Origin of the sequence: Bacillus sp. BPN334 (assembly GCF_008368885.1) — a bacterium.
GTDB classification, from domain to species: Bacteria; Bacillota; Bacilli; order Bacillales; family Bacillaceae_G; genus Bacillus_A; species Bacillus_A wiedmannii.
In genome coordinates, this window is sequence record NZ_QOZW01000005.1 from 346280 (window position 1) to 365701 (window position 19422).

The 19422-nt window shown below is 32.8% G+C and carries 22 protein-coding genes and 3 pseudogenes; 8 read left to right on the forward strand and 17 right to left on the reverse strand.

Annotated elements, in window-relative coordinates; genetic code table 11:
- Positions 1–31: 31 nt before the first annotated feature.
- The 3 genes from sigB to DN393_RS06045 are packed head-to-tail and all read right to left on the reverse strand — an operon-like array spanning position 32 to position 1598.
- Positions 32–808: an RNA polymerase sigma factor SigB gene (gene sigB, locus DN393_RS06035; RefSeq protein ID WP_149173366.1), complete on the reverse strand. Its 777-nt coding sequence runs from the start codon at positions 806–808 to the stop codon at positions 32–34.
- The gene (gene rsbW / locus DN393_RS06040; RefSeq protein ID WP_088047893.1) at positions 771–1253 is read right to left on the reverse strand and encodes an anti-sigma B factor RsbW; all 483 of its coding nucleotides are present in this window, start codon (positions 1251–1253) and stop codon (positions 771–773) included. Before rsbW ends, sigB begins: the two co-directional genes overlap by 38 nt.
- A 6-nt stretch (positions 1254–1259) precedes the next feature.
- On the reverse strand, positions 1260–1598 hold the full coding sequence (locus DN393_RS06045; RefSeq protein ID WP_149173367.1) for an STAS domain-containing protein: 339 nt from the start codon (positions 1596–1598) through the stop codon (positions 1260–1262).
- A 197-nt stretch (positions 1599–1795) separates the two neighbouring features.
- Here DN393_RS06045 and DN393_RS06050 point away from each other — a divergent pair, with 197 nt between their 5' ends.
- Positions 1796–1996 (forward strand): hypothetical protein, encoded by a 201-nt coding sequence (locus DN393_RS06050; RefSeq protein ID WP_064473787.1) that lies wholly within the window; start codon positions 1796–1798, stop codon positions 1994–1996.
- Between the two features lie 180 nt (positions 1997–2176).
- Here the strand turns inward: DN393_RS06050 and DN393_RS06055 are convergent, their stop codons facing one another.
- The 3 genes from DN393_RS06055 to DN393_RS06065 form a co-directional block, all read right to left on the reverse strand.
- Complete coding sequence (locus DN393_RS06055; RefSeq protein ID WP_000522902.1) at positions 2177–2428, reverse strand: GlsB/YeaQ/YmgE family stress response membrane protein; 252 nt, start codon at positions 2426–2428, stop codon at positions 2177–2179.
- 74 nt (positions 2429–2502) lie between these two features.
- Entirely contained in the window at positions 2503–2703 is a 201-nt protein-coding gene (locus tag DN393_RS06060; protein ID WP_000004264.1) for a CsbD family protein, read from the reverse strand.
- Between the two features lie 50 nt (positions 2704–2753).
- Entirely contained in the window at positions 2754–3143 is a 390-nt protein-coding gene (locus DN393_RS06065) for a YflT domain-containing protein (RefSeq protein ID WP_000448807.1), read from the reverse strand.
- 192 nt (positions 3144–3335) lie between these two features.
- Here DN393_RS06065 and DN393_RS06070 point away from each other — a divergent pair.
- A pseudogene (locus DN393_RS06070) lies at positions 3336–3804 on the forward strand (hypothetical protein).
- 454 nt (positions 3805–4258) lie between these two features.
- Here the strand turns inward: DN393_RS06070 and DN393_RS06075 are convergent.
- The 4 genes from DN393_RS06075 to DN393_RS06090 form a co-directional block, all read right to left on the reverse strand.
- Complete coding sequence (locus DN393_RS06075; RefSeq protein WP_064473785.1) at positions 4259–4894, reverse strand: hypothetical protein; 636 nt, start codon at positions 4892–4894, stop codon at positions 4259–4261.
- A gap of 126 nt (positions 4895–5020) precedes the next feature.
- Positions 5021–6757, reverse strand: a complete 1737-nt coding sequence (locus DN393_RS06080; RefSeq protein ID WP_064473784.1) for an S-layer homology domain-containing protein — start codon at positions 6755–6757, stop codon at positions 5021–5023.
- Positions 6758–7543: 786 nt separating this feature from the next.
- A complete protein-coding gene (locus tag DN393_RS31425) occupies positions 7544–7684 on the reverse strand; it encodes a hypothetical protein (RefSeq protein WP_170957612.1) in 141 nt (46 codons plus the stop codon).
- A 442-nt stretch (positions 7685–8126) separates the two neighbouring features.
- The gene (locus tag DN393_RS06090; protein WP_064473783.1) at positions 8127–8408 is read right to left on the reverse strand and encodes an LCI fold-containing protein; all 282 of its coding nucleotides are present in this window, start codon (positions 8406–8408) and stop codon (positions 8127–8129) included.
- A gap of 403 nt (positions 8409–8811) precedes the next feature.
- Between DN393_RS06090 and DN393_RS06095 the strand changes: the two genes are divergently transcribed.
- Positions 8812–8922 (forward strand): YjcZ family sporulation protein, encoded by a 111-nt coding sequence (locus DN393_RS06095; protein ID WP_000540371.1) that lies wholly within the window; start codon positions 8812–8814, stop codon positions 8920–8922.
- Positions 8923–9388: 466 nt separating this feature from the next.
- Here the strand turns inward: DN393_RS06095 and DN393_RS06100 are convergent, their stop codons facing one another.
- The 4 genes from DN393_RS06100 to dhaK all read right to left on the reverse strand — a co-directional run bounded on the left by DN393_RS06100 (position 9389) and on the right by dhaK (position 13386).
- Positions 9389–9526 carry a Phr family secreted Rap phosphatase inhibitor gene (locus DN393_RS06100; protein WP_000821340.1) on the reverse strand — a complete coding sequence of 46 codons (138 nt, stop codon included), beginning with the start codon at positions 9524–9526 and terminating at the stop codon, positions 9389–9391.
- Positions 9523–10632, reverse strand: coding sequence for a response regulator aspartate phosphatase (locus tag DN393_RS06105; RefSeq protein ID WP_064473782.1), 1110 nt, complete (start codon positions 10630–10632; stop codon positions 9523–9525). The genes DN393_RS06100 and DN393_RS06105 overlap by 4 nt, the downstream gene beginning before the upstream one ends.
- Before the next feature lie 422 nt (positions 10633–11054).
- Positions 11055–11405, reverse strand: coding sequence for an SH3 domain-containing protein (locus DN393_RS06110; RefSeq protein WP_064473781.1), 351 nt, complete (start codon positions 11403–11405; stop codon positions 11055–11057).
- A gap of 229 nt (positions 11406–11634) precedes the next feature.
- On the reverse strand, positions 11635–13386 hold the full coding sequence (gene dhaK, locus DN393_RS06115; RefSeq protein ID WP_064473780.1) for a dihydroxyacetone kinase subunit DhaK: 1752 nt from the start codon (positions 13384–13386) through the stop codon (positions 11635–11637).
- Positions 13387–13564: 178 nt separating this feature from the next.
- Here dhaK and dhaS point away from each other — a divergent pair, with 178 nt between their 5' ends.
- Together dhaS and dhaQ are read left to right on the forward strand one after the other, a co-directional pair.
- On the forward strand, positions 13565–14131 hold the full coding sequence (gene dhaS / locus DN393_RS06125) for a dihydroxyacetone kinase transcriptional activator DhaS (RefSeq protein ID WP_000204216.1): 567 nt from the start codon (positions 13565–13567) through the stop codon (positions 14129–14131).
- Between the two features lie 19 nt (positions 14132–14150).
- Positions 14151–15149, forward strand: a complete 999-nt coding sequence (gene dhaQ, locus DN393_RS06130) for a DhaKLM operon coactivator DhaQ (RefSeq protein WP_149173368.1) — start codon at positions 14151–14153, stop codon at positions 15147–15149.
- A 98-nt stretch (positions 15150–15247) separates the two neighbouring features.
- On the opposite strand, the gene DN393_RS06135 is transcribed toward dhaQ, so the two are convergent.
- The 3 genes and pseudogenes from DN393_RS06135 to DN393_RS06145 all read right to left on the reverse strand — a co-directional run bounded on the left by DN393_RS06135 (position 15248) and on the right by DN393_RS06145 (position 16976).
- Positions 15248–15901 carry a DUF2306 domain-containing protein gene (locus DN393_RS06135; protein WP_088047900.1) on the reverse strand — a complete coding sequence of 218 codons (654 nt, stop codon included), beginning with the start codon at positions 15899–15901 and terminating at the stop codon, positions 15248–15250.
- 148 nt (positions 15902–16049) lie between these two features.
- Positions 16050–16304 (reverse strand): annotated as a pseudogene (locus DN393_RS06140) (hypothetical protein); the annotation flags it as partial.
- A 45-nt stretch (positions 16305–16349) separates the two neighbouring features.
- Entirely contained in the window at positions 16350–16976 is a 627-nt protein-coding gene (locus tag DN393_RS06145; RefSeq protein WP_064473778.1) for a VanZ family protein, read from the reverse strand.
- Positions 16977–17136: 160 nt separating this feature from the next.
- On the opposite strand from DN393_RS06145, the pseudogene DN393_RS06150 reads away from it, so the two are divergent.
- From DN393_RS06150 to DN393_RS06160, 3 genes and pseudogenes are all read left to right on the forward strand, one after another.
- Positions 17137–17214: pseudogene (locus DN393_RS06150) on the forward strand (TetR family transcriptional regulator); the annotation flags it as partial.
- A gap of 193 nt (positions 17215–17407) precedes the next feature.
- Entirely contained in the window at positions 17408–17719 is a 312-nt protein-coding gene (locus DN393_RS06155; protein WP_149173369.1) for an ArsR/SmtB family transcription factor, read from the forward strand.
- A 282-nt stretch (positions 17720–18001) separates the two neighbouring features.
- Complete coding sequence (locus tag DN393_RS06160) at positions 18002–19177, forward strand: MFS transporter (protein ID WP_064473776.1); 1176 nt, start codon at positions 18002–18004, stop codon at positions 19175–19177.
- The last annotated feature ends 245 nt before the right edge of the window (positions 19178–19422 follow it).

The following is a 19422-nucleotide window of genomic DNA, read 5'->3' on the forward strand; positions in this document are numbered from 1 at the left end:
CTCATGTTTTAAACATAATTTTTTAAAATTTTTATGTATCTAAAAACGCTGCTTGCTTCAATTTATTTATCGCTTGTCTTTTAATACGAGAAACGTGCATTTGTGAAATACCTAACCGTTCCCCTGTATCCTTTTGATTTAAATTTTCACCAAATATATAATGAATAACACTCTTTTCCGTATCATTTAATACGTTAAAAATATCCTTTAAAACGAGACGTCTTTCTGTCTCTTCATATCCTTGCTCTACTTCACCTACAGATTCAATTCTCGCTACCGAACTTCCATCAGATGAATTTTCAACTACATCATCTAAGGAAGATACTCGATAATTATTTTTCGCATCCATAATTTCTAGCACTTCCTCTTCGGATAGTCCTAAATGATCTGCAATCTCTATAATCTTCGGTGAACGTTGCAGGTGATCTGTTAGCTCCTCTATCGCAAGTTTAATTTTCCCGCCTAAATCTTTAATTCGCCTTGGAACATGAATACCCCAAGTTTTATCACGTAAATACTTCTTTATTTCACCTACTATCGTAGGTATTGCAAATGGCTCAAAAGCATTCCCTATCGAATAATCATACCTTCTTATTGCGCCTAAGAGCCCTAACATTCCTACTTGTATAATATCCTCATGCATTGGCCCACCTTTTGAATAGCGATATGCAATGGAATATACGAGATTTTTATAATGATTAACCAATCTTTCCTGCGCTTCATCACATTGGTTTTGTTGGAATTCTGCAATTAGTTTAATAACGTCTTCTTTAGTAAGATTTGTAGGTTGAGATTGGATTTCCATCATTCTCCACCTGCTCTCTTTGTATATATTTTGTCATTAAAACTGTCATGCCCTCATCATGCATAATTTGTATATCATCCATTAACGTATTTATTAAATATAAACCTAGACCATTTTCCGGCAAATGTTCTACTGGTTTATTAATATCATACGGACCAACTTTCCTTTTTAAAGTGCTAAAATCAAAGCTAACTCCATTATCCGCAACCATAATTTCTAATCGATCTTCATATAGACCAAAGACAATTGTAATTTCTCCAATGTCTTCCTTATACGCATGTTGTACAATGTTTGTACATGCTTCACTAATAGCAATTTTCATATCCTCTATATCGTCATAAGCAAAGCCCATTCGATTCGCAACACCAGCCATTGTTAAACGAATAATAGCCACATATTCTGCTTTTGCAGGAATTTTCATTTCTATCTTTTCAAATTTCTCCATCATCCCTAGTCACCTTCTTTCTACTTTTTCAAAATCGGAATTCAAATTTAATATTTCTGTTAGTCCTGTAATATCAAATAATCTTTTTAGTCTTTTAGAGACACCAATAAATTCTAGCTTGCCATCATTTTTCTTAATTGTTTTTAAAAGAGCTATAAATACGCCTAAGCCTGTACTATCCATATACTCTACCTCAGTAAAATCTACTACAATATGAACCTCTTTTTCGCTTGCAATAGGCATTACCTTATTTTTTAAATCTGATGCCGTATACGCATCAATCTCACCATTAAGTTGTACTGTATAGCCTAAATCACTTTGCAAAATATTTATTGCCAAATTCATCATTTCCGCCCCCTTATCTCAAACTACTACTATTTAATTACCCATAAAAATTAGTTTTAAACATATTTTTTCATTTTAATTATAAATAAATTTTCTACACCTTTCTCAGCTTAACACTAAAAAAAATACTACCAAATGTTTAAACCTTATAAATTTGTGTATGTATAATGTATAAACATTATTTTTAGGGGGATCTATCTATGGAAGAGCACAGCTTTAAAAAGGGAGATTTTGTTCAATTTTCTTATCGACACGATCATGCTACAAAATTAATTGGTTCCATTATTAACATACTAACGAATACAATTGTAGTTGATATAGGTAATAGCGAGGACTTATCTCATATAGAACCAAGGCAGGTCGTAAGAATAAATAATTGTGAAAAAGTAACAATGGTTTAATACATATTAGAAAGTATAATTTTAATGAGTGGGGGTTCTTCATCCTCCACTCATTCCTATGTAAAATACATAAAAAAGCATCCAAATTAGTTTAATTGGATGCTTTTTTATGTATATTTATCAGTTCGTTAACCTTATAGCTATATATAACAAAATTAAGATTACTATTCATTATCATACTTACGCTTTCCGTAGCATTCTAGAAAAGAATGTAACGATTAAAATAAAGACGATTGCACCTAATAAAGCTGGAAGAATAAAGATACCTCCCCATTCAGGGCCCCAGTGACCAAATAAGGCACTACCTACCCAAGATCCGATTAATCCGGCAATAACATTACCAACTATACCTAAAGGAAAGTCTTTTCCCGTAATCATTCCAGCTAATGCACCAATAAGTCCACCTACAATACACGTAATAATAAGTCCCATAATTAGACCTCCTATATTATTTTATAATGGATTTATCAAGCTTTGGCGTTTAACCAAAGCTTGATAAACATGTATTATTCTTTGTTATCCAATCCATCACTTATCTTTTGTTTCACTTTTCCGACTTTTTCTTTTACAGTTCCCTTCGTCTTCTCCCACTTCCCTTCATTTTTCAACTCTCTATCTTCTGTAACTTCACCAATTCCTTCTTTTACTTGCCCCTTTTTCTTTTCAACTTTACCGGTAATTTGTTCTTTTAGCCCGCTCTCACTCATATTTCCAATCTCCTTTTCGTAATAGATTTATAGATTTAAAGGATACAAATTTAAATAGAATACGTGCATCTTCTTTCTTGTAACCATTCACCGATTCTTTCTAAATCCTTAACGAATAACAAGATTTTTCCTTCATCCAGTTTTTCTTCATAAAAGTTAGCTTCTTCCTCATTAAGTCCTAACTCTTGCATCTTATTTCTTAACTGATCTCCCGTTTTTTGAAAGACGTTAATAATGCTTGTCCCAAGTCCCTCCTCTTTTATTCCAATTGTATTCACGTCTGCATTGTCTGCGATTCTATCTGTCCTTTCTTTCTCATGTGTTAATACGTAAATATCTTTTTGGTCTATCCCTTTCTTCACTAGATCATTCGCCGCATTCATGACCTCTTTCTCCGTAATAAATTCATATACAAAAGGTTTACTATACTTCGTTTCCATCTTTAACTTCCTCCTCTAAAATGAATTATTTGTTATATTATATGTAGTACACCCATTTTCGAAATGTTAAACATAAAATATGAAAAAAGTTATGTGAATTTTTTCTATCCTAAAACTAGTAGAACAAATCTACTTACAATAACTACCTAAATTAACAGAAAATTGTTATAATTTAAGGTAAAGGGGGATACTATGAAAAAAATCATATCTATATGCGCTCTAACCGCTCTATCTTTCACTTTAATAGGATGTACAAGCACCTCAGCTACAGATAAAGCTTCACAAGCTAAGCAAGAACATACACAAACTACCTTTCAATTAAACTCCGCAAATATTACAGATATTGAAATACTTAGCACAATAAATAACAACGTTTCAAAATCTCAAACAGACAACGAAGAAATGATACAATCTATCGTTTCAGCAGTTCAAAAAGGCACACCTAAAACAATCACACTAGATCAAAAAAAAGAGAGAATCAGCACATTCTACTATTACCGTTACATATAAAGATGACGCAAAAGAAGAGTTTCTTGTGTGGGTTGATAATAAGAAGCAAATTACGATTGCTAAAGATGAGAAGAAAGATAAGGTTGAAGGTGTGATGTTGAATATTGAAGATGTTAAAATGATGAAGGATTTTTTTAAGAAGACATCTTAGAAGATGTCTTCTCTTTGTACATTAAAAAAGCCCACCTATTTCCGTAGGCGGGCCTTATCTTTATTACACAATAAGAAAGTATACTCTCTTTTCCTCTGAATTTTTATGTAATTATACATATTCACGACAATGTATGTGGTAAATTCTAAATTGTAGGCATGCTCTATAAAATTGCTTCTTTTAAAAGAAGCAATTTTTATTAACTTTAGTCATAGTCACTATACATAAAAAGTAAAAGAGGAGTGAAATTTCACTCCTCTTTTTAATTGTGGATTCTAACACGCATTAGATCACTACTAGAATTTTGCTTCTCTACGCTTATATCTATTTTAAGATTGTTTTTATTTATATCAAAGTTTGATTTTATACAGTTTGACTGTATATGTAAAATGCAGGAACGACTTTATAACCCATAACAAAAACGCTACCTTTTTAAAAAGATAGCGTTTTTGTATTACCCTTGCTTATTCTTTGCTTTCATTTGCTCTTCATAAACAAACTTTGCGGTCATAAAATCGTTAGGAAAATCTCCCAATGCCTTCTTCATCACGTTCAATTCTTCTTGTGATTTGATCTCTACTCCGTTTAAGAAATCAAATGCTTTTGATTGTTCATCCGCAACAAAGTTTTGCGTCATATAATCATCTTGAAAGTCTTGCTTCGCTTTTTCTTTCACTTTGTTCATTGCATCTGTTTTATTTATACTTTTCACAGGGTTTGCGAATGCCCCTGTAGGCTGTTCTTGTTTCGGCTCTTCTTTCGTTTCCGGCTGTGGAGCTGGGGCTGGTTGTTGCTTAGGTTGTTCTTGTTGAACTGGCTGTTGTACTACTTCTTGCTCTTTTTTCGCTAATTCATCTTTTAACTTCTTAACTTGCGCATCAAGAGATTTTTTTTCAGTTTCTAATACACCCATATCACTTTTTAACTTTTGCATTTCTTCATAATGTTCATCTACTAATTTATTGTATTCTTTCTCAGTGTACATTTTTTCACTAGTTGATGTCGTTTTTCCCTTCGCAATAACTACATTAATAATTACAAGTAACACTATGATTCCTATTAACGCAGCTAAAATCTTCTTTTTGTTCATTATTAATCCTCCAAAATGTAAAATTACCAAAGTCATCATAACAGATGTAGCTATGTTCCTTTGTCATATTTTGTCGAACTAAAATAATAAAAAAGCATCTGAAACAGATGCTTTTTCTCATTCTCACTACATAAACGTAATCGTCACTAAAGAATATCCTTCTTTCGCATTATACGGCTCAGCTTTATAAGAAACACGGTTCGCCCCTTGCGGATAACCAATTTCTCCAATTACTTTTTTCACATCTTGCAATGCGCCATCCATTGATTGTTTATAAAGAATTTCAATCTTTGGTGACTTTTCGTTATAACGTTGCTGCATTTTATTTTTGAATTCATTATAGTTGTTTGCGATGTATTCATTTCCTAAATAATTTAACTTTGTATCTTTTAATATTTGCTGATATGCAGGGATTTTCGTACTACCTGCCGCAATTTTATTTGTTAATGTACTATAATAATTTGTTGTAGCTTGCGGATAATCACTTCTGTTCCACTCATGATTTCTTGCGATTTGCTCATCTGATAAGTTGAAATAAGAATATGTTACGCGGCCTTGTTCATCTGGTATCGGATCATCGAATGTTGTATCAAGGTGATACCATTTGTTTTCGATTTTCACTAAATTCCAAGCATGAGGCTGACCATCTCCAGTTCCTACTACAAAATGATTCTCAACTCCAGCTTCTTTTAATAATTGATAGGTTAATAGTGCGTAACCTTGGCAAACTGCAGAACGATTTACGAGTGCTTCATATGCTGTGTAAGCTTTATAAGACGTATCATAAGAAATATGCTTTACGACATAATCATGAATCGCCTTCACTTTTTCGTGATCATCCATTCCAACTTGCGTAATAGAAGAAACAATTGCCTTTGCTTGCTTCATTACATATTCCGTTTGTTCTTTCGTTTCACGATATGTAATCTTTAACGTAAACGTATAATTTCCAGGTGATCCAGAAATTCCATATGAAACATTCGATCTATTATAATTTGTATACTCATTTTTACTTGCGACTTCTTTATAGGCGTTGAAAAGTGTCTTCATTACTTCTTCATGATTACTATTTTTCGTTTTATATGGAAGTGTAATATTCGTTTCATACGCATTAATACGCTTTTGCACTTCATCTTTAAAAGCCGCTAATAATGCCGCATCTCCTGTATCTTGCACCGCAACTTCAGGCTTTTTATATTTCAAAGTATTATATAAAAACTGTGCATATTGTTCACGTTTTACCGTGCTATATGGCTCAAATCCCCCTTCGCCTGTACCAGAAGCAATCCCGTTTGATTGCACCGCACTAATTGCATTTTCACCCCAATAACCACTTGGAACATCATTAAATGTATGCTTTTGTTTCGCAGAAAGATGGAAAGCGTTTGTAAGAATTTGTGCCATTTCTGCGCGGCTAACAGAGTCTTTCGGTCTAAATCCACCGTTTGCATCACCTTTAAAAACCCCTAATTTCGTTAACGTTAAAACCTCTTCTGGAAACAATGTTGAACCTGAGCGAATATCTCGATACGGATTATTTAAAGTAGATCCATCTTTTAATACGTAACGAGCACCTTCATTACTGAACGTACCACCTTGCTTATTCGGTACTAACACACGATAAATTAAAGCTGCAACTTGCTCTCTCGTCGCAACATCTCCAAAACCAAATATTCCATTTCCATAACCGGAAATAATATTTTTACTCGCTAAATCTTTAATCGCGGGATACGACCAATGCGATGTAGGAACATCAGAAAAAATACCTGCCTCAGCAGCTTTCACATCACTGCCATTTGTATATAATAAAGCGCCACCAATAAGTGTTAATGATGTAATTGATTTTAATAGTTTTGTGTACATAATTCCTTCTCCCAATACGTTCTCTATTTTTATATTTTGTCGAAAAATCTAAAATAATATGACAAAACATATTATACTATTAAAATTTTTTGAAGGATATATTAAGTTTCGAAATATGCAAAAACTCATATTATTATATTTTTCCGTATTAATATTATGTTGTTTTACTTGCGGATATATAAAAGGGTCTATTGTATCATGTCGAAAATATCATTTATAACCAAATTGCTTTACTTCTATCCTAATTCTTTCTGTAGAATCATAGGAAAAGATGGCGTTTTTGTATGTCTATTTCTGTATCTGATGAATTACAACTATTTGCTCAAGAAGTACCACATCAAAATCTGTATATTCTCTTCTCCTCGGGCTATTGATAAAGAAAAGGCATTCTTATGAATGCCTTTTCTCTCTTATATATGCTCTTCTTAATTTAATTTGTGATAAACCACTGGACATTTAATTATGAAAAAGTACCAATAACAAAAAAAGTTAAAAATAATGATACATATCCAAGATACATAAAACGTTTATCGTGTGTTTTAAAATATAACGTAATACACAGTAAAGTGACCAGTAAAAAAACTGCTGTAGACACCATGAACATCAATGTTTTTTAATTCCTCATTACTTAATACTGCTAAATTAGGCATTTCTTTTTTTAATACTGAATTCATAACGATATCTATTATTCTTAAGTTAATTATATTACGTTTAATTAATGTTAATTTTATATTAATACACCTTTTGAAAAAATTCTTTTTTCTTGATTAAATTCCATTTTTCACTCTAAAATACAGCAGAACCCACCCACTTACCTACAATGTAACCAATATAAATAAGCAGAGCCCCTGTTAAGATATAAAAACAAGATTTAAAATACATACTCCTTTCAATCGCATCACCAATTTTATGAAACATGTTTGACATAAAGAAAACACCACCTTTTTATAATTATTAGAGTAAAACACACAGAGATATTATCAGAAAATAACTAATTAACACAACACTTATTGGAATAATAATATATAAAATAATAACAGCGTTAGCAAAAAATTAAAATTTATGAAATGAATTACTTTGGAGTTAATATTTAGAATTCAAAAGGTTTATTAGGTAAAAAACACTTTATATTACCACTAATTATTTCTATTTAATAAATCCCCTAGCCTTTATGACAACGCTTGAACATACCTTTCTATAAAGTTGATTAATAATAGGATTGAATCATATTGCTCAATGTCCCATATTGTTTAACATAATAAAATAATATTCAATCGGAGGAAAGAACCTTTGAGTGCCTTTTTTTATGGAGAATCAGTTTAAAAACTAAAAATAAAAGAACCTCAATAAATGAGGTTCAAAAAATCTACTATTTTAAATTACCTTCGTAAAAAGCAACTCCATTTTGAACATGTTTTAAATACCACGTAATCGTCCCGCCACAAACATTTTCATTAAAACTATTAGCATATACTCCATTTGAGTAATAAAGAGTTCTTTTGAATTTACCATTAGAATACTCATAAGGAATTGAGCATGCTGCTTGCTTCGGAGAGTTCACAGCTTTTTGCGTATCAGCCGAAGCTGCCCCAATTCCTCCTGTTAATGCAATACCAGTTGCCAATGCTCCCACTACTAATTTCTTGAACATAATAAATCCCCCTTTAATAGTTTTTATAGCTTACAACTTAAATGTATCACTTTTGTAATTTTTGTAAATATCTTGAATATGTAGAAATATTTATTTATTTTTTGGTAATATTGGGATTTTATTTTATCAAATGGAAAATAGAGGGTATTAGAAAAGTATGTAACAATGCATAATAAATCAATCAGATATTATGATATACTCACAAAGAGCTGATACAAAATTTCTTTAGATTGGAAAACTAAAGTCTTATCTACCTAACAGGAAGGCGCTTAATGGCGTCTTTTCTTTATTTTCAAAAGGACCTGCTCAATTCATTCTTTAAAACATAAGGTAAAGTGAACCCATTAAAATCTATGGAATGAACCCTAGTTTTCCCCTCTTATCTAAAGGAGGCACTATTATTATGGGATATGGTGGTAGTTGCGGCGAAGGCTGCGGTTTCGCTGGAGGATTTGCTTTACTAGTTGTATTATTTATTCTATTAATCATTATCGGATGTAGTTGTTTCTGCTAAAAAACTATTAGAAAAGGTACCTATATATGGGTACCTTTTCTTTATGTGTCTTATTCATTATCTAGTTCCAAACTTTTATCACGATTGGATTCGTGTTTTTCATTTTTCGCATTCGTCATACCTCAAATATGAATCGATTTAAGACATGAGCTTTTAACTAAAAGAATTTGGGACCATTTTCTCCCACAAAGGAAATACCTTGTTGAAAAACTCTATTATTTTTAATAAAAAATAAGTTCATATAGATGCTATTTATAATATCCAAGAATAGATAATCGGATAAAAAACACCATTCCGGTGAGGCTCTTTTTTAAGTCAGGAATAAGTTTTTACTGCGGTACATATGAAAATAAATCATCTGATTATAAAATAAAAAAACGCTCATTTGAGCGTTTCATCTATATAATACCTAATAATTACTTTTTCTTCACTTTGATCTAACAACTCTTTATACTTCAATATTCCATCAGCCCCACGGCTCTCCATGCGTATATTGTATAACGTTTGTTGTATTAACCTTTGATTGGTCTGTTGGAGCATTTACTCCATTTAATAGTATGACCGTAATTATTAATCCAATTGAGCTGCTTATGATTCTTTTCATTTTAAAGCCCCTTTCTGAAAACCTTTTTCTTTTTCTTTATATCCTAAATAGAAGTATTCACTAGATTTTATTGAATTTCCTTCTTTATGATATTTAACCGCTAACTTTTCAGCATATTCCTGGACATATTGCCATAAACCTACTTCATTAAAGAAAGAAATTCCTTTAGAAATAGCTAACTCTAATTCTTCAGCAGAAACATTCTCATTCATTCCCTTTAGAATTTTAAAATGATGTTCATATTCTGTTTGTTCTAGTTCATTACAGATTACTAATCCTTTTTCAATTAAAGACGCTGCAAGCTTTGTTTTTCCTAACTTTAAATTCTCTCTAGCTTCCAAAAAAATCGCTCTAAAGTGATTCGGGATTTTTTGTGATACTTCTGATAAATAACGAAGTGCTAAATCAGATAGGTTTTGCTCTGCATACATAACCCCTAAACTATGTCGAACTCGTAACATTAACTCCTCTTCATTTTGCTTTTTCAAAATATCCAGAGACGACATAAAATAAACTTCTGCCTGCTCAAATTCATTTAGCTTTACACATGCTAACCCAAGAACATTGTCACATGCTGCGACCTTCCTACTATACCCGTACAGCCCTTCAAATGTATTTCTTGCTCTAGTTGCATATTGAATAACTAAAATAGGCTGGCAAACATGATAATAGTAGCTAGATAGCTTAAAGTTAAATTCTGCTTTTTCGATTGGATCCTGAATATTTTCCAATAAAGATTCTGCTATTCCATAATGCTTTTCAGCCACTTTAAAATCACCGTTTACCGTAGCATGAGAAGCCTTAAAGAAATGGTAATAATATAATAGAGATTCATCTGATGGCGCTTCATCTAACTTCATTTTTCTTAGATCATTCTTAGATATGTCAGATTGATGGGGATAAAACTCTGCACTTAACATTTTAAATCTAAAATCTAAAAGTGAATAAAACTCTGTATTCTTTTGATCTTCTTCCATACTATTAATTTTTGTATCAATACTTTGTTTTAATTCCTTTGCCTTAACGAAATTCTGTGAACGAATTTCTCGATACCACTCATGTAAAAGTAAAGTGATTTCTTCCTTTTTTATTGCATGTACACTCATATAGATCCTTCTCCTTTGTCTATAGATTACTAACATAATAACAAAAATAAACCTATAAAACATTTAATTTTCTGAATATTATTGTTTCAAAAAAATTTCTCAATACACTTTCACCATTTCAACTCTTTAAACTTATAACTTTTTCTGTCCCTTATTCGTTTCTATATAAAAAATAAACATATAAATCAAAGATACTATAATTTTTTATAATTCTTGATTTCTCACTCTTCATTGCATGATAAATTTCCCCATACTAATTAACAACTAACATTAAAACTATTAATCCAATAAATACTTAGAAAAAAATGGTTATCTATACACAGAATTGGTTAAATATGGATATTTCAAAAAGGGATAAAAAGAACTAATCCCTAAAAGAGATTAGTTCAATATATCCAGAGTTATTATTATAGTACATAGTTTTATGAGCAAACGTTATATAATGTTGTATGGGATACATAACCTGTCATCCCTTTATATGTAACTTTTAACCACTGTTTAGAATTACTGTAATGACCTTGAACATATTCACCAGTTACCCATGTTCCAGTAATTTTCGCACCATCATTAAATGTATGTAAGACAGGTGATCCAACAGTGTAACCACTGCGCATCTTTGCACCATATACACCTACCGTACCTCCCTTTGCACAAGCTGCTACTACAGTTTTATTTTCAGTAGTATTCGTAGCCGCAAAAGCAGAGCTGTTAAATGTAAACAAAGTAAACATAAAAGCTGTTAATAAAGTACAAATAGATAAGCGACGTAACAAAATAAATTCCCCCTTTTTTTATAATATATTGCTTCATAAATGATTACCTTAAATATTCTAACTATTTTCAATATATTAATGTTGAGAAATATTAGTTGTAGTTTTGAAATAAGATTTTATCAAAAATATTAACAAACTCATATTTTACAGAGAGAGCACCGAAAGAAATGTTCTACATATCAACTATAAATATCCCCTCCACCACAAGGCAGAGGGGATATTCACATTTCTATTTCAAACTACCCGCAATCTCCGTAAAGATAACTCCAAGTGCATGTGCACCTGCATCTGGGTAGCCTAAACTTCTTTCACCAACTGTACCGGCGCGGCCCATGCGAGCAACGATTTCTTTCGTGTACTCTGCTCCTTTAACTGCTGCTTCTGCTCCTTTCTCAAAGGCAATTTTCATATCTTCTTCGTTTGAAGCGCTAGCTAACCAAGAGTCTACACATGGAGCAAGTGCGTCAACAAGTGTTTTGTCACCAACTACTGCTCCTCTACCGAATGATCTTTCACCGATAGATTGTATGCCTTGCAGTGCTGCTTGCAACACTTCAGCGAATTCTTTCACTGTTAACTCACGTTTTTCGCCTGCTGCTTTACTAGCTGCGCGGAATGCTCCGCCCCAAATTGGACCAGATGCGCCGCCGCAATGTTCCATAATAATCATTGAACAGCCGTCAAGGAATGATCCGATCGTTACGTTCTCTTGATCTACAATAGAATGCCACTCACGTTTTAGTTGCTTAAATCCTTTTGCAACACTCATTCCGAAGTCGCCGTCACCCGCATGTGTATCTAACTCACAGAACGGTACTTCGTTTTTAATAATAACGTCACTCATTTTATCAACGAGATAGATCATGTTGTTTAATGTAATGACATTATCTTTTATAACAGCATGCTCTTCCGCTGTTTCTATTTCGAAGGAAACTTCTTTCTCTTCTACACCTTCAAGTACATTCACGTACTCTACACTTTCAACTGGTCCATCTACTTTAAACGCTGGTGTATTACATTCTTTCGATAGTAATGTTTTTAGCTCATCATCTAGTTTCATTACTGTTAAAGACATACCAGCCATATCGATACTCGTCATATAGTTGCCAACGAATACTCTGTTTATTTTAATGCTTCTAGCAGCTAGTTCTCTCGTAACTGCGTTGTTAAATAAGTAAAGTTCTTGCAGTGGTGTTCCGCCAAAACCGTTAACTAAAAGCGCAATTTCTTCGCCGTCTTTTACTCCTAAATCTTTCATTAAATCATTTGTCATACGGTTAGCTAATTCATCCGCTGACAACATTTTTTCGCGTTTAATTCCTGGTTCGCCGTGAATACCTACGCCGTATTCCATTTCATCTTCCGCAAGTGTGAAAGTAGGTGATCCGCTCGCTGGAACTGTACAAGACGTCAACGCTAAACCGATTGTACGCACGTTAGCCGCTGCTTTTTCTGCGACAGCTTTCACCGCTCCTAAATCCATACCTGCTTCCGCTGCTGCGCCAGCAATTTTATGAACGAGAATAACGCCCGCAACGCCGCGGCGTCCTACTGTATATAGACTATCTTCTACCGCAATATCATCATCCACTTTTACGTAGTCAACTTCAATTCCATCTTCCGTCGCTAAATGTGCTCCGTTTTTGAAATTCATAATATCGCCGCTATAATTTTTAATAATTAATAACGTACCTTTTTTACTAGCTGTCTCTTTAATCGCTTGATACACCTGAATTTGTGAAGGCGACGCGAACACATCTCCGCACACTGCCGCATCTAACATTCCTTTTCCGACTAATCCTGCATGTGCTGGCTCATGACCACTACCGCCGCCACTAATTAACGTTACTTTATTTTCGTTCATTTCTTTCTTCTTAATGACTTTATATTTTTTCAAAAGCTCAAGCTCTGGATGAGCCATAACCATTCCGTTGCACATTTCCATTACTAATGTTTCTGGTTTGTTTATAATCTTTTTCATTGTGATTCTCCCTCAATTCCTTTAATATATTGTGATATATTTGAAATCTTCTTCTTACTATCCATGTTAAAATGAAAGCGTTTTATAGTAAACGGACAAAATGGACAATCTGTCTAAAGACACCGCTCTCATTTGTAGGTAGGATTTTCATATTACTAACACTCTAGGGATGATTCAGATGACCTCTTCTATAATTTCTAAAAAGATAATCGCAAATTCATTGAAGTATTTAATGGAAACAGAGTCGTTTCATAAAATATCAGTGAGCGATATTATGTTACACTGTCAAATGCGTAGGCAAACTTTTTATTATCATTTTAAAGATAAATTTGAGCTATTAAGCTGGATTTATAGAGAAGAAACGAAAGAAAACATTATCGACTTTCTCGACTATGAAACGTGGGAAAATATTTTCGATTTATTATTTGATTACTTTTATGAAAATCAAAAATTTTACCGAAATGCTTTTAAAGTCATTGAGCAAAACTCGTTTAATCACTATTTATTTGAGCATACGAAAAACTTATATATGAAGATTATTGATGAACTATCGATGAGCTGTGGATTCAGCCTTTCTGATGAGACGAAAAATACGATTGCCTCTTTTTATAGCCACGGCTTCGTTGGCACGATTAAAGATTGGATTGAAAGCAAGTGCGAAGTAGATCCATCCATTATGTCTTCTCTCATGAAAAATATGATAAACAATCAATTACTACTATTACTGGAGCAATCAGCAAAGTAATTAAAGGGTGGCAAAAGCAATGAAAAAGATTATGAATGATGTACAACATATCGTTCAAGATATGATGCATGGCTTTTATTTTGAACATAACGACAAAGTAAATTACGACGAAACAAATAACATCATTTATGTGAAAGATATCGAAAAAATGAAGCAAAACGTTGTCATCATAAGCGGCGGTGGTAGCGGACACGAACCAGCTGATATTGGTTATGTAGGAAAAGGTATGCTTACGGCGGCAGTAAACGGCAGTATTTTCACTCCACCTACAGTGGAACAAATTATTGCAGCAACTCGCCTCATGCCAAAAGATAAAAGTATTTTATTCATCATCAAAAACTTTAAAGATGACGTAGCAAATTTTCTAGCAGCAGAACAAATCGCGAAAGAAGAAGGAAGACAAATTGACCACATCATCGTAAATGACGACGTTTCAATTGAAGATGATGCTTCGTTTAATAAAAGAAGACGCGGCGTCGCTGGTACTGTTTTCGTTCAAAAAATACTCGGTGCGGCCGCTCTTGCAGGTCACTCTTTAGATGAACTAACAACACTCGGCCATTCTATCGCCGAAAACTTACACACTTTAGGCGTCGCCCTTTCACCTGCAAACGATCCAGTGAAAGGAAAAGCTTCATTCACATTAAACGACGATGAAGCCTTTTATGGCGTCGGTATCCACGGCGAAAAAGGCTACCGTAAAGAAGCACTATCCTCTTCTGAAATATTAGCGATCGAACTAATGAACAAACTAAAAAGCATTTATCGCTGGAGAAAAGGTGACAACTTCGCCATTCTCATTAACGGACTAGGCGCAACTCCATTAATGGAACAATACATTTTCGCAAATGATATTCGCCGTTTATGTGAGCTGGAAGGATTACAGATTACATTCGTAAAAGTTGGTACGCTGCTAACTTCTTTAGATATGAAAGGTGTTTCGCTCAGTTTACTTAAGGTAGAAGATTTGGATTGGGTGAAGTGGTTGAAGGAAAATACGGAAACTGCTAGTTGGTAATACAAATAAAAATAGGATGGCTTCAATGGGCCATCCTATTTTTGTATGTAATTCAGCTATAAAAAAAATTCTGTCCTCAATATTACAGCAAATTTATATCAAAAATGTAAATCCTCATTTCCTTCGTACTTTCCTTTATTAAATCTTTTTCTTATGAATAATTCTGCAACAATTAAATTGGGTACCCACGCTAACCAAGCAATAATAGCGTAACTAAGTTCAAACCGCTCTATTCCAAATAGAACGATAAACAACGGTAGCCAAATTCTTAATGTAACTGCTCCAAAGGTTAAAGAATAATTTCTAATCATCCAATTCCGATGCTCTTTAATTTTTTTATTCTTAACTCTATTTAATGCTTGATATGCTGATGTTAGCCAAAATACGGATAACAAACCGAAACCTAACTTCGCTACCAACCCTCCCGTAGCATAAAAGGATAGGTACAGTCCAGAAACGCCTCCTAATAATATACCAAACATATAGATTCTCCCAACTATTCGATGACGGTTGATATTCTTTTCTCTAAATTTAGTGGATAATGTAAAAGGGCCAGTTACTAATGCTACTATACTAGTTGTAATATGTATAAATAGCATCATATACCAGAACGCACTTAATTTAGATCCAAACATAAGCTTCGCTTTTACAAGCCCTGTTTGAAATCCATCCATAATAAAATATTGGACAACAACATAGCCAGTTACTAAAAGAGCAAAAAAAGTAAATACAAACCAAATTTTCCTGTTCAAATTTTACTGCCTCCTTATTACATTAAGTAATTAGATTATACATTACTGTTCATTCTAGGGAAAAATAGAAAAGCATTCTTCATACATAAAAACCCTCAAGTATATCGTTCTATACTTGAGGGTTTATTCATTTATTCCTTCTCGTCTCTCATTTTCTTAAATCAATAATTAGCTCATCTGTAATCTGCTCAAGATGGAAAAACCTTTTTATATAATAGGTATCAGACCATTTCTCTTCTCCACCAATAATAAATAATTCTTGCGCATCATACATAAATGAAAAGCTTGGATAGAAACTGTCCGCTTTTATTTCAATCCCACCAGTACGATTACTGACAATCTTACAGTCTGCTGAATAGCTTAATAGCGTATAGAGAGAATCTTGTGCTGATTGGAAGAAATACTAGAATCATTTTATAAACGAGATCGCAACCATCTTATTGGAAGCTTACAGGTCTCCAGGATAATAAATGAACATCGCACCTACAAATGAACACACTAAACAAAAAATAGCTTCGTATTTTATGACTAAAGAAGAGTTCGTATCAAGCTTTTTTCCCTCTCTTTTACATATCATTTTAAACATTTTAAATAAAACTCTATATATTACATACCCAACAATTGCCCCGAGGGTATTCGTAAATAGATCATCAATATCTGTAATTCTATTATTTAGTAATTGATTTAACTCAATTGCCAATGAAAAAAAGAATCCTGCACATACTGTGTTTTTCATTTTTCTAAACTGTGGCCAAATAGCCGGTAATAAAAAACCGAACGGCATAAACAGTACAATATTCAAAAGATACGTCGTACTACCTGCCGTATCAAATAGAGTCAAGTTAATTTGATTTACACGAATCCACGTTTCATATCTACTTATATCCCATACAGTCGCGATTTGCGTCACCTTATACACTAGCGAAAGGTAGAATAGAAAAACATATACCCATAGAAAATGCAGAATAGATATATTGTTTTTCGCTTTAAAATAACATCCAATTTGAAACACAATACAAAACATAATAGTAAAGAAATAAGTATACAAATAACTCATCCAAACTTCTGTATGCATGTGGAATCCCCTAACTTTACAATTTCATCTATGACTTTGTCGTTTTTAGTATCCTTCTTGATGTAACTTGTTTATAGGATAGGAAAAACTTTTAAAATAAAAAGTGGGGTAAATATAAAATTTTTCTTAAATCTTCACATGCAACCCTTGTAGTATATAACCATGTGAATCGTTTGTTCAGTTAAAACATGAAATTAAGAAATATATGAAGTACTATAATCACTCTTTCTATCAATAGAATGTAAAGAAGATGACTCCTGTTTGCATACAGAAATCATCTTTTTTAGGTTGCCTAACTTTTTTAGAATGTCCTTTACAAAGGGTACAGATCAAGAGCACCTTATTCCTATTCAAGGGGATCAACTATACCTTATTTCCTTAAAATCACTAAAACCCATTTACAAATCTATAAAAGTAGATATAATATCCTTATGGAACCTTTATTAATTTATAAAGCATTGTCAAATGAAACAAGATGTCAAATTTTATCATGGTTGAAAAATCCAGAAAACCATTTCGATGAAAAACCTTATCTAGAACAAGGCCTTAACTTTCAAGTTGGCGTATGTGTAGGAGATATCCAGCTTAAAACTGGCTTAGCCCAATCGGTTATTTCTAGTTATTTATTAATTATGAAAAAAGCAGGCTTACTAGAGTCTGATCGAATTGGAAAATGGACCTACTATCGTCGAAATGAAAAAACAATACGAAAGTTTTCTGAATACGTCCAAAACGAATTATAAAATGAAAGCTAATAATCAACATACTAATTGATTATTAGCTTTCATACATTCTGCTTTTTACAGGTATCCAATGACTTTTGTATAAATTGCACTGCCTATAAAAGCAAGAAACATCGAAAGGAGAAATTTTTTTAACATATCATATCTAGTTATTTAGATATCTGTTATTGTATTTAAAATTACATACGCCTGATCATATTGGCATCCAATCATGCTTATAATAATGCTTCTTTGTTAATGAATTTACTTTCAAAATACTGATACGAATGGAGAGTTTTATAAATGAAAAAAGTAAATCCTTTACTTATTCTGACACTCGCAATAGGTGTGTTCGGAATTATTACTACCGAGATGGGTATTGTCGGCGTATTACCACAAATCACTGAAAAATTCGGAATTTCAACTACACAAGCTGGATTTTTAGTAAGTATATTTGCACTAGTTGTTGCTATTTCTGGTCCGTTCTTAATTCTGCTCGTCTCTAGTATGAATCGCAAAATAATTTTATTAACAGCAATTTTCATATTTGTTATTTCAAATTTAATCTACGCTTATACAACGCAATTTGAAATCATGCTTATTTTTCGTATTTTACCGGCAGCGCTTCATCCACTCTTCTTTTCAATCGCTCTTGTAACAGCAGCTAAACTTGTCCCTCCAGAAAAGAGCGGTCAAGCGGTTACAAAAGTTTTCATGGGAATTACTGTTGGCTTTGCTTTAGGTGTACCACTAACCTCTTACCTTGCAGACCAATTTTCACTCGAAATGGCTTTCTTATTCGGAGCATTCGTTAACACTGTTGCATTCATTGGAATACTACTCCTACTTCCTTCTATGCCTGTTAAAGAAAAAATGTCTTTCGGCAAACAAATTCGTATACTCGGCAAACCAGGATTATGGTTAAATATTTTAACCGTCACATTCCTTTTTGCAGCCATGTTTTCCGTATACAGCTACTTCGCTGAGTACCTTGCAAAAGTAACTTCCATGAATGGATCTCTCATCAGTATCATGCTATTCATATTTGGTATAGTTATGATTTTAGGTAATCATTTATTTGGTGGTCTTCTGCAAAAAAGCATAATAAACACTGTAATATCATTCCCTATTCTATATTCTATTGTTTACATATTGGTTTATTATTTAGGTTCCTACCTTGTTCCCATGATTTTTATAGTATTCATTTGGGGAATCGTACATGCTGGTGGATTAATTGTTGGTCAAACATGGTTAATAAGTGAAGCTAAAGAAGCACCCGAATTTGGTAACAGTCTATTCGTTTCGTTCTCAAATCTCGGAATTACTTTAGGAACTACTATTGGAGGCTGGTTCATTTCAAACTTAGGTATTCACCAGCTTATTTGGTGCGGATTTATATTCACACTACTCTCATTTCTATTAATTATAATAAAACTAAAATTTTTCAATTCTAATAGCCAGGCTTCATTATCAAGCTAGTACATTTTCAGTTCCAAATTCGATAAAAAACATTATAAATTCTTCTTATAAGATTTTATTAACTAAAAAGTATAATGCTCAAAGCCTTTAGCCATAATTACGACTAAAGGCTTTTTTGTATATAAAAATAATTCTAAAAGGAGCTAAATTTATGGAACATAATCAAAATGGAGTACTTGCTTTAATTGTTTTATTTTTAGGATTAGTGTTTTTTGTTAGTGGAATGGTTTATCATTTATGGGGTT

What these genes read in the sequence shown, in the direction of transcription:
- sigB (WP_149173366.1), bottom strand. Translation starts at nt 808, where the DNA reads ATGATGGAAATCCAATCTCAACCTACAAATCTTACTAAAGAAGACGTT.
- rsbW (WP_088047893.1), bottom strand. Translation starts at nt 1,253, where the DNA reads ATGATGGAGAAATTTGAAAAGATAGAAATGAAAATTCCTGCAAAAGCA.
- DN393_RS06045 (WP_149173367.1), bottom strand. Translation starts at nt 1,598, where the DNA reads ATGATGAATTTGGCAATAAATATTTTGCAAAGTGATTTAGGCTATACA.
- DN393_RS06050 (WP_064473787.1), top strand. Translation starts at nt 1,796, where the DNA reads ATGGAAGAGCACAGCTTTAAAAAGGGAGATTTTGTTCAATTTTCTTAT.
- DN393_RS06055 (WP_000522902.1), bottom strand. Translation starts at nt 2,428, where the DNA reads ATGGGACTTATTATTACGTGTATTGTAGGTGGACTTATTGGTGCATTA.
- DN393_RS06060 (WP_000004264.1), bottom strand. Translation starts at nt 2,703, where the DNA reads ATGAGTGAGAGCGGGCTAAAAGAACAAATTACCGGTAAAGTTGAAAAG.
- DN393_RS06065 (WP_000448807.1), bottom strand. Translation starts at nt 3,143, where the DNA reads ATGGAAACGAAGTATAGTAAACCTTTTGTATATGAATTTATTACGGAG.
- DN393_RS06075 (WP_064473785.1), bottom strand. Translation starts at nt 4,894, where the DNA reads ATGAACAAAAAGAAGATTTTAGCTGCGTTAATAGGAATCATAGTGTTA.
- DN393_RS06080 (WP_064473784.1), bottom strand. Translation starts at nt 6,757, where the DNA reads ATGTACACAAAACTATTAAAATCAATTACATCATTAACACTTATTGGT.
- DN393_RS31425 (WP_170957612.1), bottom strand. Translation starts at nt 7,684, where the DNA reads ATGTCAAACATGTTTCATAAAATTGGTGATGCGATTGAAAGGAGTATG.
- DN393_RS06090 (WP_064473783.1), bottom strand. Translation starts at nt 8,408, where the DNA reads ATGTTCAAGAAATTAGTAGTGGGAGCATTGGCAACTGGTATTGCATTA.
- DN393_RS06095 (WP_000540371.1), top strand. Translation starts at nt 8,812, where the DNA reads ATGGGATATGGTGGTAGTTGCGGCGAAGGCTGCGGTTTCGCTGGAGGA.
- DN393_RS06100 (WP_000821340.1), bottom strand. Translation starts at nt 9,526, where the DNA reads ATGAAAAGAATCATAAGCAGCTCAATTGGATTAATAATTACGGTCATA.
- DN393_RS06105 (WP_064473782.1), bottom strand. Translation starts at nt 10,632, where the DNA reads ATGAGTGTACATGCAATAAAAAAGGAAGAAATCACTTTACTTTTACAT.
- dhaK (WP_064473780.1), bottom strand. Translation starts at nt 13,386, where the DNA reads ATGAAAAAGATTATAAACAAACCAGAAACATTAGTAATGGAAATGTGC.
- dhaS (WP_000204216.1), top strand. Translation starts at nt 13,565, where the DNA reads ATGACCTCTTCTATAATTTCTAAAAAGATAATCGCAAATTCATTGAAG.
- dhaQ (WP_149173368.1), top strand. Translation starts at nt 14,151, where the DNA reads ATGAAAAAGATTATGAATGATGTACAACATATCGTTCAAGATATGATG.
- DN393_RS06145 (WP_064473778.1), bottom strand. Translation starts at nt 16,976, where the DNA reads ATGCATACAGAAGTTTGGATGAGTTATTTGTATACTTATTTCTTTACT.
- DN393_RS06155 (WP_149173369.1), top strand. Translation starts at nt 17,408, where the DNA reads ATGGAACCTTTATTAATTTATAAAGCATTGTCAAATGAAACAAGATGT.
- DN393_RS06160 (WP_064473776.1), top strand. Translation starts at nt 18,002, where the DNA reads ATGAAAAAAGTAAATCCTTTACTTATTCTGACACTCGCAATAGGTGTG.